Raw genomic sequence first — 14,854 nt, 5'->3', positions numbered from 1 at the left:
CCGGACGTAGCCAAGCGGCTGGGCATTGGGCTGACCACGCTGTACCGCAAGCTGGAAGAATACGGGCTGGCGTAGGGTGCGGGGCTTGCCCCCGCCCGCCGTCTGTACTGTACTGTTTCGACGACACCGTTCAACGACGGGCGGGGGCAAGCCCCGCACCCTACCCTAATGCCATTTGCACATCCAATCGAACTATTTGCATGTACGAATGGACCATTTGCTCATGCAATTGAACTGTTTGCATGTACAATCAAGCCATTTGCATATCCAATCAAGCCATTTGCATATCCAATCAAGCCATTTGCATATCCAATCAAGCCATTTGCATATCCAATCAAGCTGTTTGCATATACAAATGGACCATTTGCATATCCAATCGGACTGTTTGTATGTACAAATAGACCATTTGCTCATACAGACGGACCATTTGCATGTCCAAACAGACCATTTGCTCATGCAAACAGCTTAATTGGATATGCAAATGGCTTAATTACCCCACCGTCAAATCCAGCAGGAGCTGGCAGAGGGCAGTTTCCTCGTAGGGCTTGGTGAGGCAGGCATTCATGCCGGCGGCCAGGTAGGCGGCGCGGTCGGCCGCAAAGGCATTGGCGGTGAGGGCGATGATGGGCAGGTTGGCGCGGGCCGCGTCGGGGTGGCGGCGGATGGCCTGGGTGACTTCGACCCCGTTCAGGCCCGGCATGCGGATATCGAGCAGGGCCACATCGAAGGGCTGGGTTTGCAGCTGGGCCAGGGCCTCGACGCCGTTGGCCACGGCGTGCACCTGCACGCCCCAGTATTCGAGCACGACGATGGCAATGCGCTGGTTCACCAGGTTGTCTTCGGCCAGCAGCACGCGCAGGCCGCGCAGGGCTTCGTAGGAGGCATCGGGGGGCGCGGGGGCCAGCAGCACGGCCAGCTCCGGGGCGCGGGGCAGCGTCAATTGGAACGAGAACGTGGTGCCCGCGTCGGGGGCGCTGCTCAGGCGCAGGGTGCCGCCCATCTGCTCCACCAGCTGCTGGCTGATGGCCAGGCCCAGCCCCGTGCCGCCGAAGCGCAGGCTGGTTTCGGCGCTGGCCTGGCTGAAGGCGTCGAAGATGTGCGCCTGTTCGGCGGGGTCGATACCGATGCCGGTATCCTCCACCCAAAAGCGCAGCACGAGCTCCTGCGGGGTATCGTGCCGCACCTCGGCTCCCAGCCGGATGTGGCCCCGCTCGGTGAATTTGATAGCATTCGACAGCAAATTGAGCAATACCTGGTGCAGGCGGTAGGCATCGCCCACCACGCGGGGCACGGCGGGCGGCTCAATCTGGAGCTCCAAGCCTTTTTGCGCGGCCAGGGTGGCCACCATCTGGGCGGCCCCTTGCAGGGTCACGGCCACATCGAAGGGGCCGTGGTTGAGCTCCAGATGCCGGGTGGTGATTTTGGCCATGTCCAGCACGTCGTTCACCAGGGCCAGCAGGTGCTGGCCGGCCTCCTGCATGGTGCCCAGGTAGTCGAGCTGCGGCGCGGTAAGGGCCGTTTTGCGCAGCAGGGCCGCCATGCCCAGCATGCCGTTGAGGGGCGTGCGGATTTCGTGGCTCATGCGGGCCAGGAAAGCTTCCTTGGCATGGGCATTTTCTTCGGCCTCCTGCTTGGCCTGTTGCAGGGCGCGCTGGGCCAGCACGCCGGGCGTCACGTCGTAGCCCGAGGCCACCACGTAGGGCGGGTAGCCCTCCTGCGTCACTTTATAGGTGTAGTAGTTGAGGTAGCGCCGCTCGCCGGCCTTGTTGATAACGCTTATCACGCGGGGCTGGGGCAGGCTGGCTTCGTCGCCATCGAGGTAGGCTTGCAGGGTGGCCAGGTGCTCGGGCGGCAGCACTTCGCGGATGTCGCGGCCCACCAGCTCCGAGGCCGGCACGCCCATCAGCCGCTCAATGGCCGGGTTCACGGAGAGGAGCTTGCCGCCGAGGTCGTGGGTGCAAATCAGGGCCTGCGAGTAGTGCACCAGGTCGTGGTACTGCTTTTCGCGGCGCTCCAGCTCGTGGCTGGCCTGCCGCACGGCCGTCACGTCGGTGCTGATGGTGAGGATATCGACCTGGCCATCGGCCCGGAGCATGGGCCGCTTGTGCATCTGGAAATACCGGATTTCGCCCGAAGTCTGGGTGAAGGGCAAGTCCACGGTCAGGGCCTGCTGCGTGGCCTGCACCTGCTGGTTGAGGCCGAGCACCTGGTCCCGTTCTTTCAGCACCACCGGGTTGGCCACATCGGGCTGCTGGTGTTGGGCGAGCCGCGTCGCCTCATCGTAGGCTTTATTGAAAAACGAAACGCCCCCCTCCGCACTCACCAAGTAAATCACGTTGGGCAGGGTATCCACAATCTGCCGGATAAAGTCCTGCTGCTCCTGCAGCATGGTTTGCACCTCATTCTGCAGCTTTTCGGCCTGGTAGCGGGCCGTGATGTCGATGCCCGAGCCCACCACCAGGCGCAGGGCCCCATCGGCCCCGAACACGGGCCGCAGATGGCGCAGCATCAGCTGGGGGCGCTGGTTGCGGCCGGTGCGCATCTCCTCCCAAATCACGTCCTTGCCGGTGCGCACGGCCAGGTCGAAATACTGGTTGCGCTGCTGCACCACGCCGGTGGGGTGCCGCTGCTGGCGCAAGGCAAAATACTCGTCGTTGGTGAGGCCGATGATTTGCCGGCGCACTTCCGGGTCCGATACCGACGAGGGATTGACGAACAGAAAGCGGTGCTCGGCATCGAACACGGCCACATCCACGGGCAGCAGGTTCAGGATGGATTCGTAGAATTCCTGCTGCCGGGCTATTTCCTGCTCGGCCTGCTTGCTGGCCGTAATGTCAGTGCCCGAGGCGATGACCAACGGCGTGCCGTCGGGTCCCTGCACGGGCCGGTAGCTGCGCTGCAGGTACCGCGGGCCGGGGTAGGTTTCTTCCCAGGTTACTTCGGCCCACGTGTGCAGGGCTTTGGCAAACGCCGCCGTGCGCTGCGCGATGATGGCCGCCGGCCGGCCCCGCTGCGCGCTGGCCGCCTCGCTGGTCTGGCCCAGCATCCAGGCGCGCAGGACCGGGTCGGGCTCCACCACGGGGTTCACAAACAGGTAGCGGTGCAGGGTATCGAACACGGCCACGGCCGTGGGCACCTGCTCCAGAATGCTCTCGTAGAAGGTGCGCTGCTCGGCCAGCTGCTGCCCGGCCTGCTGCCGCGCCGTGATGTCGGTGAGGTAGAGGGTAACGTATTTTTCGCCCGGTACGGCCACCGCCGTGCACAGGTAGTGCTGCCCGGCCACGGTCAATTCCTGCTGCTGCTGCGCCGGGGTGCGCAGCGCCGCCTGCACTAGTGCGTGCAGCAGCGGCTGAAAATCACCCGACGCGTCGGCCGCCAGGGTTTGCAGCAGGGGCTGAGCGGCGGGGTTATTATAAATTACTTCGCCCGTGGCCGTCAGGCGCAGAATGGGGTTCGGGTTTTGCTGCGGAATGAAGGAAAGCGTCCGAATCTCGGCATCGCGCTGGTGGCGCTCGGTCACGTCGCGGTAGCAAATCAGGCGGCCGGCCCGCACGGTGTCCAGCACCAGATAATCGAGCTCAACTACGCGCCCGTCGGCCAATCGAAATTCCTCCTGTAGCGTGGTTTGTCCCGCCGCATTCAACTCCCTGGCCCGCGCCGCGAAGGCGGCCGGGTCGGCAAACGCATTGCCGATAAAAACGGCCGAGGGCGGAATCGGCGGCCCGCCTTCCAGCGGCCCCGCCACCGGCGGCAGGCCAAACAAGTCCCGGAACTGCTGATTGATAAACTGAATCTGGCCTTCGTGGTCGACCAGCACCAGGCCAGCCGGCAGGTGCTGGACCAAGGCCATGAGCTGGGTTTGGTAACGCTGGGCGCTCACGGCCGCCGCCGCCAGCTGCCCTTCGAGAGCGGCGGCCTGGGCGTGGGCAACGGCCAGGGCGGCTTCGGCCTGCTCGCGGCGGGTGCGTTCGGCGGCCACCAGCGCGGCCCAATCGGTATCAGAGTGGGGAGCAGCGGGCATGGCCAGAGGGGGAAAGGTGGCGGAAGACCGGGGCCGCTAGCGGTAGCAGCAACTCCGGGGGTGGCAGCCCAAGATACGGCCGGGCTTTTGGCAAACAAGTGCCGCCGCCCGATTGCTGCCCGGCCGGGGCCGCGTTCATTCGGTTTTTAAGCGTTTGCCATCCTGGGCATAGCGAAGACCTTAGCACGTCCGCTTACTTTGCTCCGTCATGTCCCTCAAACTAAAAATCCGCCTCAGCGTTTTTCTGCTGCTGTTGCTCCTGCTGGGGCTGGGCGGCTACGCCTTCCTCACCATCCGCTACCTCGAAAACGGCGCGCACGGCATCGAGCAGGCCGATTTCAACACGGCCCGCTTTGCGGTGCTGGCCTTTCTGGCGGCCGGCACGGCGGTGGGCATCACCATGATGGTGCGGCTGCCGCGCATTGTGGTGCGCCCGCTGCACCGTCTCACCGCCGACATGGAGCGGGTGGCCGGCCCCGGCCCCGCCACCCGCGTAGCAGTAGGCAAGCGCGACGAAGTGGGCACCGTGGCCGCCGCCGTGAACCTAGTGCTAAGCCAAGCCCAGGACGAGCGCCGCGCCACCCTGGCCGAGCTTTTCACGGAGCGCAACCGCATGGAAAGCCTCGTGCGCAGCCTCGACGAGGGCCTGCTGCTGCTCGATGAGCACGGCACCATCGTGCTGGCCAACCCCGTGGCCTGCGACCTGCTGGGCCTGCCCCAAACCCAGCTGCTGGGCAAATCGGCGCAAGCCGTGGCCGCCACCAACGAGCTGCTGCGCGACCTGCTCATTCCGCTGGCCGAGGCCAACCTGGCCGGCGACGCCGTGCCCGACCCCGTGTTCACGTTCCCGCACAAGGGCGACGCGCCGCACTACCAGCTCAGCATCAGCCCGATTGAAATGGCGGCCGGGCCGGGCGGCAAAACGGTGTCGGGCGGCCACATTTTCTGCCTGCGCAATGTGTCCGATTTCAAGAAGCTCGATGAAGTGAAGTCGACGTTCCTAGCCACCATCTCGCACGAGCTGAAAACCCCGCTGGCCAGCATCAAGCTCAGCCTGATGCTGTTGCAGAACCCCCGCACCACCGACGCCGAGCGCCAGACCCTGGCCACCGGCATCGGCGAGGAAACCCAGCGTCTGCTCAACATGGTGGGCCAGCTCATCGAAGTATCGCGCCTCGACGCTGGCGCGGGCATCAAGCTCAACGTGCAGCCCATGCACCTGGCCGAGGTTATCCGCTACGCCACCCAGACGGTGCACCCACAGCTCCACGACAAGCAAATCCAGCTCGACCTCCAGCTGCCCGAGGCCCTGCCGGCCGTGCACGGCGACGTGGAAAAAACCACCTGGGTGCTCATCAACCTGCTTTCCAACGCCATCCGCTACTCGCCCACGGGGTGCCCGCTCATCATCCGGGCACTGCCCTGGGGCGAGATGGTGCGCGTGAGCGTGGAAGACTGCGGCCCCGGCATTCCGGCCGAGTACCACAAGCGCATTTTCCAGCGCTTTGCGGGCGTGCCGGGCCAGGGCGGGCACGGCAGCTCGGGGCTGGGACTCAGCATCTCCCGCGAGTTCATCGGGGCGCAGGGCGGGCAGCTGTGGGTGGAAAGCCAGCCGGCGGCGGGCAGCCGGTTCCTGTTTACGCTGCCGGTGGCCAGCTGAGGAACTGGGTTTTTAGAAGAACGTCATGCTGAGCGAAGTCGAAGCATCTCTACCGGGGAAGTAATTGATTTACTCTCGCAGTAGAGATGCTTCGACTCCGCTCAGCATAACGTTCTGTATAATTCCTGAATTCCATTGTTTCCGGTTGTTTGCCGCCGCCGTGCGTAAACCCAACCGTACCGGCGGCCCCGCGCTGCCTTTCTTACTGAAATTATATGCTGACCCCCACCCCCAAATTCACCGTTGAGCGCCTCACCTTCGCCACCCTCACCGAGCTGCCCAACACCTGGCAAAACTCCGATTACAAGGCCTTACTGGTTAAGATGAATTACGACAACCCGGACGCCATCAGCGAAGCTGAGCTGAAAGAAATGTGCCTCATGTCCTTCACCGATTTGGAGCCGCGCGAGGCGGCCGAAGTGGTGCTGGGCTACTTGTACCCCGAAGAGTTGAACGCCGGTCAGGTTGAAAACCTGGCCCACCAGATGCTCACCGAAAAGCTCTGGGAAGAAAACCCCGAGCTGCCGCTGCACAAGGGCTTCTACCAAGCCACACAACTGCTGCACGATGCCTACAACGGCACCTTCCCGGCCACCAAGGCCGTGGAATTCCAGGTGAAAGTGACGGCCGAAAACCCCGCCGATTTGGCCGTATTCGCCGAGGAGCCGTCCGCGCCGCTGGTGCGCCTGCTCGCGCCCGGACTGCCAGATAACGCGCTGATAAACCGCCTGTTTTCGTCGCAGGTGGAGGGCGATAAATTCGAGGAAGCCAAGTCGATGCTCTGGCAATTAACTGAGAAGGAAAAGACGGATAATTCCATCACCTTCGACGTGGTAAGCTCGGCCTATTGGCTGGAAGATTTCAAATACGCCGACACCTACGAAGCCACCACCCACGCCGACGCCGTGGTGCCGACCGAAGAATAAGCCCCCTCCTTTCGGGCCGGGCCAGCATACGCGGAAGCAACTTTCCCGTATGCTGGCCTACATTGGCTCCTTAGCTCGCGGCAGCCCCGCCGCGCACCCGGCATTCTATGAGATTTTTCACCCTGCGACGAGTATTGGCACTGGTGCTGCTGCTGGCCGTACTGGGTGCAGTAATGGCCGTCTGGCTGCTTGGGAGTGAATACGGCCGCCGCGTGGTGGCCCAAAAAGTGCGCAAGGGTCTAACGCAGAATTCGGAGCTGGTGCTGGCCCCGTTTCGGGTCGAGATGTCGCCCTGGCGCGATTTCCCGCACCTCACGGCCTCCATCCAGCACCTCGCTCTTACCGATACCTCGTTTCAGAAATCGGTGCCGGTGCTCAGCATCGGCCGGGTCGATTTGCGGGTGGAGCTGCTGAGTTTGCTGCGCGGCCGGGTCGAGGTGGCCCGGGTCGAAATAGATGATGTTGATTTTCAGGAACGGGTCGATTCGCTGGGCCGCTCCTGGGGCCTGCGTGGCAAGCGCCGTAAAGGCACCGGCAACACCCCCAAGCTCAACCTGAAGCTGGACGAATTGGTGGTGAACAACTTCCGGTTCAGCTCGCACAACGGGTATTCACGGGGAGCTTTCGGAGTGCAGGTGCGGCAGGCGCGGCTGCAGGGGCGGCTGCGGGGCGGCATATTGCGCGTGTCCGGCACCTTGGATGGCGAATTGAGCTACCTGCGCACCCGCGCCGGCACCCTGTTTGAGCGCGAGCCCGTGACGGCTTGGGTGAACTACAAATACACGTTTGAGAACCGCCAGGGCCTGATATACCGCACCCGCGCCACCCTCAACGGCGACACCATCCGGGTGAGCGGCACCCATACCGTGGCCGCCGACCAGCCCGCCGGCACGATGATGGCGCTGCGCTTCGTGGGCAACCAGCCCCTCGTGGACGTGCTGCACGCCGCCCTGCCCCCGCGCCTGGAGCCCTACCTGGCTGGCACCACCAGCCCCAGCAAGGCCCACATTCACTACACCATCACGGGCTTGAGCGGGCCGAAGGTGACGCCGCGCAACGTGCTCACCTTCGGGCTGCGCGGGGCCAGCCTGCAATGGCCCGAGCCCGCCCGCCACATCCGCCGGTGGGATTTGGTGGGCACTTATGACAATGGCCCCCAGCATAATATCCGCTCCACGGTGCTCACGCTGCGCCGCTGCCGGGTGTATTCGGCCGCTGGCCAGCTCGACGTGGCCCTCACGCTGCGCAACTTCCGCCGCCCCTTCCTCAATGGCCATTTCCGGGGCAGCACCGAACTGACCGAGCTAGGGGCCTTACTGGCATCCAACCGCTGGCAGGCGCGGGGCGGCACCGCCGATATCGACGTGCACCTGCGCGGCCTGCTCCCGCCCCGCGCCGACCGCCCTGCCCCCAAAACGCCCCAGCGGCCGATGTCGCTGCGCGGCACGGTCACGCTGCATCGGGCCTCGCTGGTGCTACCGGCGCGCGGAGCCGACATCTCGGACCTGGACGTGCAAGTGGGCCTGCGCGACAGCCTCTGGCACCTGGCCAATGCCTCCGGGGTGCTTAACAGGATGCGCTTCAAGGCCTCGGCTACTACGGTCGATTTGCTGGGCTACCTCAATGGCCAGCTGTCCAGGGCCAGTATCAGCGGGCAGTTTGCGGTGGATGAGCTGCGGGTGCCCCAGCTGCGGACGCTTATGCAGCCCGTGCCCCGCGCTAACGGCGAAGGCTTTGCGCCCACCAGCCTGCCCAAGCCTAACCGCACGCCCCGCGACAAGGCCCAGCTGGCCGCCACCCTGGGCAGCGCCCTTATTCCGCCGGGCCTGCTGCTCGATGTGAGCCTGCGCTGCCAGCGCCTGCTGCTGGCCACCGATACCCTCAGCGACCTGGCCGTGACCATTCGGCACGACGGACAGCGCGTGCAGCTCCAGCACCTGGCCGGGCGCGTGTGGGGTGGCGACGTGCGCGGCGAAGTGCAGTGGCCCACCGACCCCGACAACCGCGTGGCCCCCGTGCAGTACCGCGTGGGCGTGCATTTCGCCACCCTCAACTACCAGCAGTTTCTGGCGCGCCTGAACCGTCCCGCCCCCGAGGCAGCCCGGCCCAAACGCGCCACCCGGCGAAAAGGCGGCGCGGCCAGCCCTGCCCTGCGCGACCTGTTGCTATCGGCCAACGGCCAGCTCACCCTCGAAATCGACCGCGTGGACCTGCCCGAAGATGAAACCATGCGCCGTGTGAGCCTGCAGCTGGAAAAAAGCGGCCCCACCCTGCGAATGCCCTATCTGCGCTTCCTCACACCCGAAGGCGGCCACGGCGAAGCCTCGGGCACGGCCCAGGTGGAGGGCCTGCACCTAACCGCCGCCGATGCCGACCTGACCCTGCGCTACGGCAACCTCGACGTGCAACGCCTGCTGGGCCTCATCGCCAGCCTCACCGCCCATACCGACACGGTGCCCACCGCCCGCACCCTGGCCCGCGCCGAACGTCGGGCCGAGCGCCGCGCCGAGCGCCGGCGACTGCCCGGCAACCCTTCCCTCTTTTCCAACGGGGTGCTGAGCGCCGTGCTGCGCGTGGAAGCCGAAAATGTACACTATGGCGCGCTGCGCGGCGGCCGGTTCCGGCTGGTTTCGCACTTGCTCGATGGCGAGGCCCGGCTTGATAACTGCTCGTTCGATGGCTTGCAGGGCCATATTAGCCTGAGCGGCTATATGCGCAGCACCGCCAACCGCGCCCACCACCCCACCCAGCTACAGGTGCGGCTGGAAGACATTGAGCTGCCGGGCCTGTTCTCCGCCGCCACCAGCATGGGCCTGAACGTGTTGGGCGGTGATAACATCCGGGGCAGCCTGCGGGGCGTGGCCGATATCCGCACCGACCTCGGCCCCACCTTCCTGCCTGGCCTGGCCCAAACCGCCGGCTACCTCAAAACCGATGTCCGCGACCTGGAGCTCATCAACGTGGAAGCGTTGATGGAGGCCTTAAAATTCATGAAATCCGAGCGCACCGGGCACCTGTACTTCGAGCCCGTGCGGGCCGAATTCGTGCTGGCACAGGGCCAGATTATCATCCCCGGCCTGCATCTGAACAGCAACCTGAGCAACCTCGAAGTGAGCGGCCATTATGGACTGGACGGGGCCACCAACCTCTACATCGGCCTCAAGCCCCTGCAAGCCCTGTTCGGCAACAACGACAAGCGCGTGGAGCGCATCCAGAACGGCGAAACGGTGAGCAAATCCACTTCTGGCAAGCTCACCTACGTGAACCTGCGCCGCACGGCCCCCGGCGAGAAATACAAGGTCCGCCTGTTCCAGCGCGACGAGCACCGCGACGCCATGACCCGCCTGCAGGAGCAGTACCGCGGCTACCTCCGCACCCAGCGCCTCGACACCACGGTGCGGATGCTGCGGTGAGCCATTGGGCTAAAGAAAAGAACGTCATGCTGAGCGCAGTCGAAGCATCTCGCGTGCCGAAGTAAACCAGACGATTGAGTTACTACCACACGCGAGATGCTTCGGCTGCGCTCAGCATGACGTTCTTTCGGTTCGCTCTCCGCTTACCGTTCTTTGCCACGCACCCAATACCCTATCATCATGTCCCGCCTGTTCCTCGCCTTCCTCCTGCTCACCGCCATTCCCGCCGCCCAGGCCCAGGCCCCACCCCGCGCCCAGGATTCCGCCTTCGTCAAAGCGAACTACACCAAGCTCGACCGGCAGATTACCATGCGCGACGGCGTGAAGCTCTACACCGTCATCTACGTACCGAAAGATGCCTCTACGGCCACGCCTTACCCATTTTTGATGACACGCACACCCTATTCGGCTGGGCCGTATGGGGAAAGCAAGTACCGCCTGCGTGGCCCCGGCCCCAGCCGGGAGCTGTCACAGGAGAAGTACATTTTCGTGTATCAGGATGTGCGCGGGCGGTACATGAGCGAGGGCCAGTTTGAGGAAATGACGCCGGCCTTGGGCGCGAAAGCGGTGGCCGGTCAGCCCGCGCCCCACGATGAAAGCACCGACACCTACGATACCATTGAGTGGCTGCTGAAAAACGTGCCCAACAACAACGGCCGCGTGGGCATGATGGGCATCAGCTACCCAGGTTTCTACGCGTCGGCTGCCCTGCCTAACGCCCACCCGGCCCTGAAAGCGGTGTCGCCCCAGGCCCCGGTCACGGACGAGTTTATCGGCGACGATGCCCGGCACAAGGGCGCGTTTTTCCTGCTTGATAATTTTGAATTCACCAACTATTTCGACGTGCCGCGCCCCAAGCCGGTGGCGAATTATGAGCCGCTGTTCAAGTTTGAGACGAAGGACGCCTACAAGTTTTTCCTCGACCTCGGCCCCATCAAAAACGCCAACGGACCGAAGTATTTCAACAACCGCGCCCGCATCTGGAACGAGTACCAGCAGCACGAAACCTACGACGCCTACTGGCAAGGCCGCAACATCCGCACGGCCCTCACGGGCGTGAAACCGGCCGTGCTGGTAGTCGGCGGCTGGTTCGATGCTGAAGATTTGTACGGCGCATTGAACACCTACAAGGCCATCGAAAAGCAGAACCCCGGCACCACCAACCGCCTCGTGATGGGCCCCTGGACCCACGGTGCCTGGGCGCGGCCGGAATGGAGCAAATTCGGGCCGTTGAGCTTCGGCTCAAACACCGCCCAAACATACCGCGAGACGCTCGAAACGCCGTTTTTCAATTTCTACCTGAAAGACAAAGGCACCTTCAACCCGGCCGAAGCCACGGTGTTCAACACCGGCACCAACGAGTGGAAAACCTACCCAGCCTGGCCACCCAAGGCGGAAACGCGGACGTTGTTTTTTCAGCAGACGAATAATTTGGCCTTCACTGCTCCTACTGCCGGCCAGAAACCCAACGAATACCTCAGCGACCCGGCCAACCCCGTGCCCTACACCGACGGCATTCACGGCGAGCGCAACAACGAATACATGATTGAGGACCAGCGCTTCGTCGCCAAGCGCCCCGACGTACTCACCTTCCACACCGAAGCGCTGCCCGACGACCTCACCCTGGCCGGCCCGCTCACCGCCGACCTATGGGTGAGCACCTCCGGCACCGATGCCGACTTCATCGTGAAAGTCATCGACGAGCAGCCCGACGGCACCCAGCGCCTGGTGCGCGCCGAGGTGATGCGCGGCCGCTTCCGCAACAGCTTCTCCAAGCCCGAGGCCTTCAAGCCCAACCAGCCCACCGAAGTGAAATACGAGCTACCCGATGTACTCCACACCTTCGCCAAAGGCCACCGGATGATGGTGCAAGTGCAAAGCACCTGGTTCCCGCTGGTGGACCGCAACCCGCAGACTTTTGTGCCCATTGCCACGGCTGAGGCGAAGGATTTTCAGAAGGCTACTATCAAGCTGTATCACGATGCCGGGCATCCGTCAGCGGTGCGGGTGGCGGTGTTGCCGTAGCTACATGATGCGTGCATGTTTGAACGTCATGCAGAGCGCAGCGAAGCATCTTTACCGCAGTCACTAACTCAATCAAATGAATTACTTACTGCGGTAAAGATGCTTCGCTGCGCTCTGCATGACGTTCCTTTTTATTCGTTCTTATTCCACCAGGCCGCGCATGAATTCATCCGTGAAATCCGGGGCGAAGTGCAGCACGTTGGGCAGGTGGGCGAACTCGGCTTCGAGGTGGGTGGTGGTGAGCACCACGGCTTTCATGCCGGCGTTTTGGGCGGCTTCGGCTCCTTTGGGTACGTCCTCGAATACGAGGCAGGCGGCGGGCGGCACGCCCAGCAGCTCGGCGCAGCGCAGGAAAACTTCGGGGTTGGGCTTGCTCACCGTCACATCGTCGGCGCTCACGATGGCCTGGAAGTAGTGCCGGATGTTGAGGTTATCGAGCACGAAATCGATGTTGAACGGGATGGCGGCCGAGCCGATGGCCATGGGAATGCCCTGCTGGTGGGCCTTTTCCAGAAACTCCATGAGGCCCGGCAGCAGCGCCAGGTGCGGCAGGAACTCGCGCTGGTATCGCTTTTCCTTTTCGAGCGAGACGCGGTCCATTTCCTCCCCCGTGAAGCGGTCGGGGCCGAAGACGCGCACCAGTACCTCGCGGTTTTTGCCGTACATCTGGGGCTTCACCTCGTCCCAGCTGAAGCTGCCGCCCAGGTCCTCGTTGAAGAGCTGCTGCCAGGCGCGGGTGTGGTACTCCATGTCGTGCACCATGGTGCCGTTGAGGTCGAAAATAAAGGCTTTCATAGGAGGTATTTAAGCGGTGTAGGGGCGGGGTCGTACCCGGCAGGGCCTGCCCCCGCCCGGTCGTTGAACGGAATCGTTATTTTGGCGCGAACGCCGGGCGGGGGCAGGCCCCGCCCCTACACCAGAACTGGCCACCCCCTACAAATACACCCGGAACGAGGTACCCTCCCCCACTTCGCTCTCCACCTCGATGCGGCCGCCGTTGCCCTGCACGATGCGGTTGATGAGGTAGAGGCCCACACCCGTGCCCTCGGTGTGGGTGTGGAAGCGGCGGAAGAGTTGAAACAGCTCGTCCTGGTGGCGGTGCATATTAAAGCCCAGGCCATTGTCTTCCACCAGCAGCACGGGGCGGCCGGCATCTTTCCATACGGACACATGCACCCGACAGGGTCGGGCGGGGTCGGCGTACTTGAGCGAATTGCTGAGCAGGTTGAGCAGGATGGTGCGCAGGTTGGCCCGCGAATACACCACCGTGGGCGCGGCGGCAAAGTCGACGGTGACGCGGGCGCGGGCGGCCTGCATCTGGGGTTGCAGGGTTTGCAGCACTTCCTGAGTCAGGTCCGGGAGGGAGACGGGCTCCGTGGGCAGGCCCGCGTTTTGCTGCGTCTGGCCCACCAGGGCCAGGTCGTCGATGGTGGTGCTGATTTGGTGCAGGGCCTGTTGCAGCATGGGCAGCAGCAGCTCCTCCTCGGCGGGGTCGGCGAAGGACACGGCCCGGCGCAACTCCTCAAACAGGCCCACCAGGTTGTTGATGGGCTGGCGCAGGTCGTGGCTGGCGGCGTACACGAAGTTGTCGAGGTCGGCATTGGTGCGGGTGAGCTGCCGGTTGGTGGTATCGAGGGCGGTGTTGGCGGTGAGGAGGTGCTCGTTGGTCTGGGCCACCAGCTGGCGGCTGAGCACCTTGTCGGTGGTGTCCACCACGAAGGCGAGGATGCCGTGGGGCTGGCCGGCCTCGTTGGTGAGGGGCTGGTACACGAAGTCGATGAACCGCTGCCGGGGCTGGCCCGTGCGGGCATCGTACAGCAGCACCGACGATTCGATGCCCACGTAGGGCTTGCCGGTGGCAAACACGTCGTTCAGCAGCTCAATAAAGCCCTGCTGCACCACTTCGGGCAGGGCTTCGGCCACCGTGCAACCCAGGCGGGCGCGGCCTCCCACCAGCGCCTGGTAGTTGGTATTGAAGAAGGTGAAGCGGTGCTCGGGGCCTTCCAGGGTGGCCACCGAGGCGGGCACCTGGCTCAGCACCTGGGTCAGGAGGTGCTGCTGCCGGCGCAGGTGCTCGCGCTGCCGCTCCGTGTCGACGAGGGCCTGGTTCAGGGCGTGCGTGCGGTCGGCCACGCGGGCTTCCAGCTCCTGGTTGAGCTCGTGCAGGGCCTGCTGGGCCCGAAACAGCTCCTCGTTATTGGTCCGGATTTCCTGGAGGGCGGTGTACAGCTCTTCGTTGGTGGCGGCCAGCTCCTCGTTGAGCTGGTTGGTTTGCTGCTCTTTCACCTCGATGAGGCGACGGGTGCGCACCTGCTCGGTTACTTCCACGGCCACGTCCACCACGCCGCGCAGGGTGCCGTGGGCATCGTAGAGGGGCTGGTACACGAAGTTGTAGTAGGTGGTGCGCAGCTGGCCGTCGCGGAGCATCTCGGCCGGGGCTTCGATGCCGCTCACCGGCACCTGGGTCTGGCGCACCTGCTGCATCTGCTCGTCAAAGCCCTGGCCCCGCAGCTCGGGCACGGCCTCCAGCAGGGGCCGGCCCAGCACCTCGGCCAGGGGGCGGCCCCAGAGGGCGGCCATGCGCTCGTTGGCCACCGTGATGCGCAGCTCGGGGCCTTCAAACAGGGCAATGGCCACGGGGGCCTGCGTGAACAGCTCCTGCAAGCGGGTGCGCTCCAGCTCGGCCAGGGCCAGGGCGGCCTGCTCGCGGGCCTGGCTTTCGCGCAGGGCCTGCTCCACGGGGGTGCGCTCCTCGTCGGCCGTGTCTGAGAAGCTCACCAGCAGGCCGGGGCCCACGCGGCGCACGGCC

General features: G+C 64.4%; 8 protein-coding genes. 5 read left to right on the top strand and 3 right to left on the bottom strand.

Going from position 1 to position 14,854, the window contains the following annotated elements:
- The coding region (locus tag AAFH49_RS22220) for a helix-turn-helix domain-containing protein (RefSeq protein WP_425293350.1) at nt 1-75 on the top strand (75 nt) is incomplete at its 5' end.
- Nucleotides 76-490: 415 nt separating this feature from the next.
- On the opposite strand, the gene AAFH49_RS21340 is transcribed toward AAFH49_RS22220, so the two are convergent.
- Complete coding sequence (locus AAFH49_RS21340) at nt 491-4,021, bottom strand: PAS domain S-box protein (RefSeq protein WP_342301395.1); 3,531 nt, start codon at nt 4,019-4,021, stop codon at nt 491-493.
- Nucleotides 4,022-4,229: 208 nt separating this feature from the next.
- Between AAFH49_RS21340 and AAFH49_RS21335 the strand changes: the two genes are divergently transcribed.
- The 4 genes from AAFH49_RS21335 (at nt 4,230) to AAFH49_RS21320 (ending at nt 12,045) form a co-directional block, all read left to right on the top strand.
- A complete protein-coding gene (locus AAFH49_RS21335) occupies nt 4,230-5,681 on the top strand; it encodes an ATP-binding protein (RefSeq protein ID WP_342301393.1) in 1,452 nt (483 codons plus the stop codon).
- A 215-nt stretch (nt 5,682-5,896) separates the two neighbouring features.
- Complete coding sequence (locus tag AAFH49_RS21330; protein ID WP_342301390.1) at nt 5,897-6,607, top strand: hypothetical protein; 711 nt, start codon at nt 5,897-5,899, stop codon at nt 6,605-6,607.
- A 107-nt stretch (nt 6,608-6,714) separates the two neighbouring features.
- Entirely contained in the window at nt 6,715-10,020 is a 3,306-nt protein-coding gene (locus tag AAFH49_RS21325) for an AsmA family protein (RefSeq protein ID WP_342301388.1), read from the top strand.
- Nucleotides 10,021-10,200: 180 nt separating this feature from the next.
- Nucleotides 10,201-12,045 (top strand): CocE/NonD family hydrolase, encoded by a 1,845-nt coding sequence (locus AAFH49_RS21320; protein WP_342301386.1) that lies wholly within the window; start codon nt 10,201-10,203, stop codon nt 12,043-12,045.
- 141 nt (nt 12,046-12,186) lie between these two features.
- On the opposite strand, the gene AAFH49_RS21315 is transcribed toward AAFH49_RS21320, so the two are convergent.
- Nucleotides 12,187-12,840: an HAD family hydrolase gene (locus tag AAFH49_RS21315; RefSeq protein ID WP_342301384.1), complete on the bottom strand. Its 654-nt coding sequence runs from the start codon at nt 12,838-12,840 to the stop codon at nt 12,187-12,189.
- Nucleotides 12,841-12,978: 138 nt separating this feature from the next.
- Nucleotides 12,979-14,854 (bottom strand): PAS domain-containing protein (locus tag AAFH49_RS21310; protein WP_342301381.1); only part of this gene is annotated, 1,876 nt, incomplete at its 5' end.

The organism is Hymenobacter segetis (assembly GCF_038448715.1).
GTDB classification, from domain to species: Bacteria; Bacteroidota; Bacteroidia; order Cytophagales; family Hymenobacteraceae; genus Hymenobacter; species Hymenobacter segetis.
Note: the sequence above shows the minus strand (reverse complement) of the source record. Positions and strands in the feature narration are given on the sequence as shown.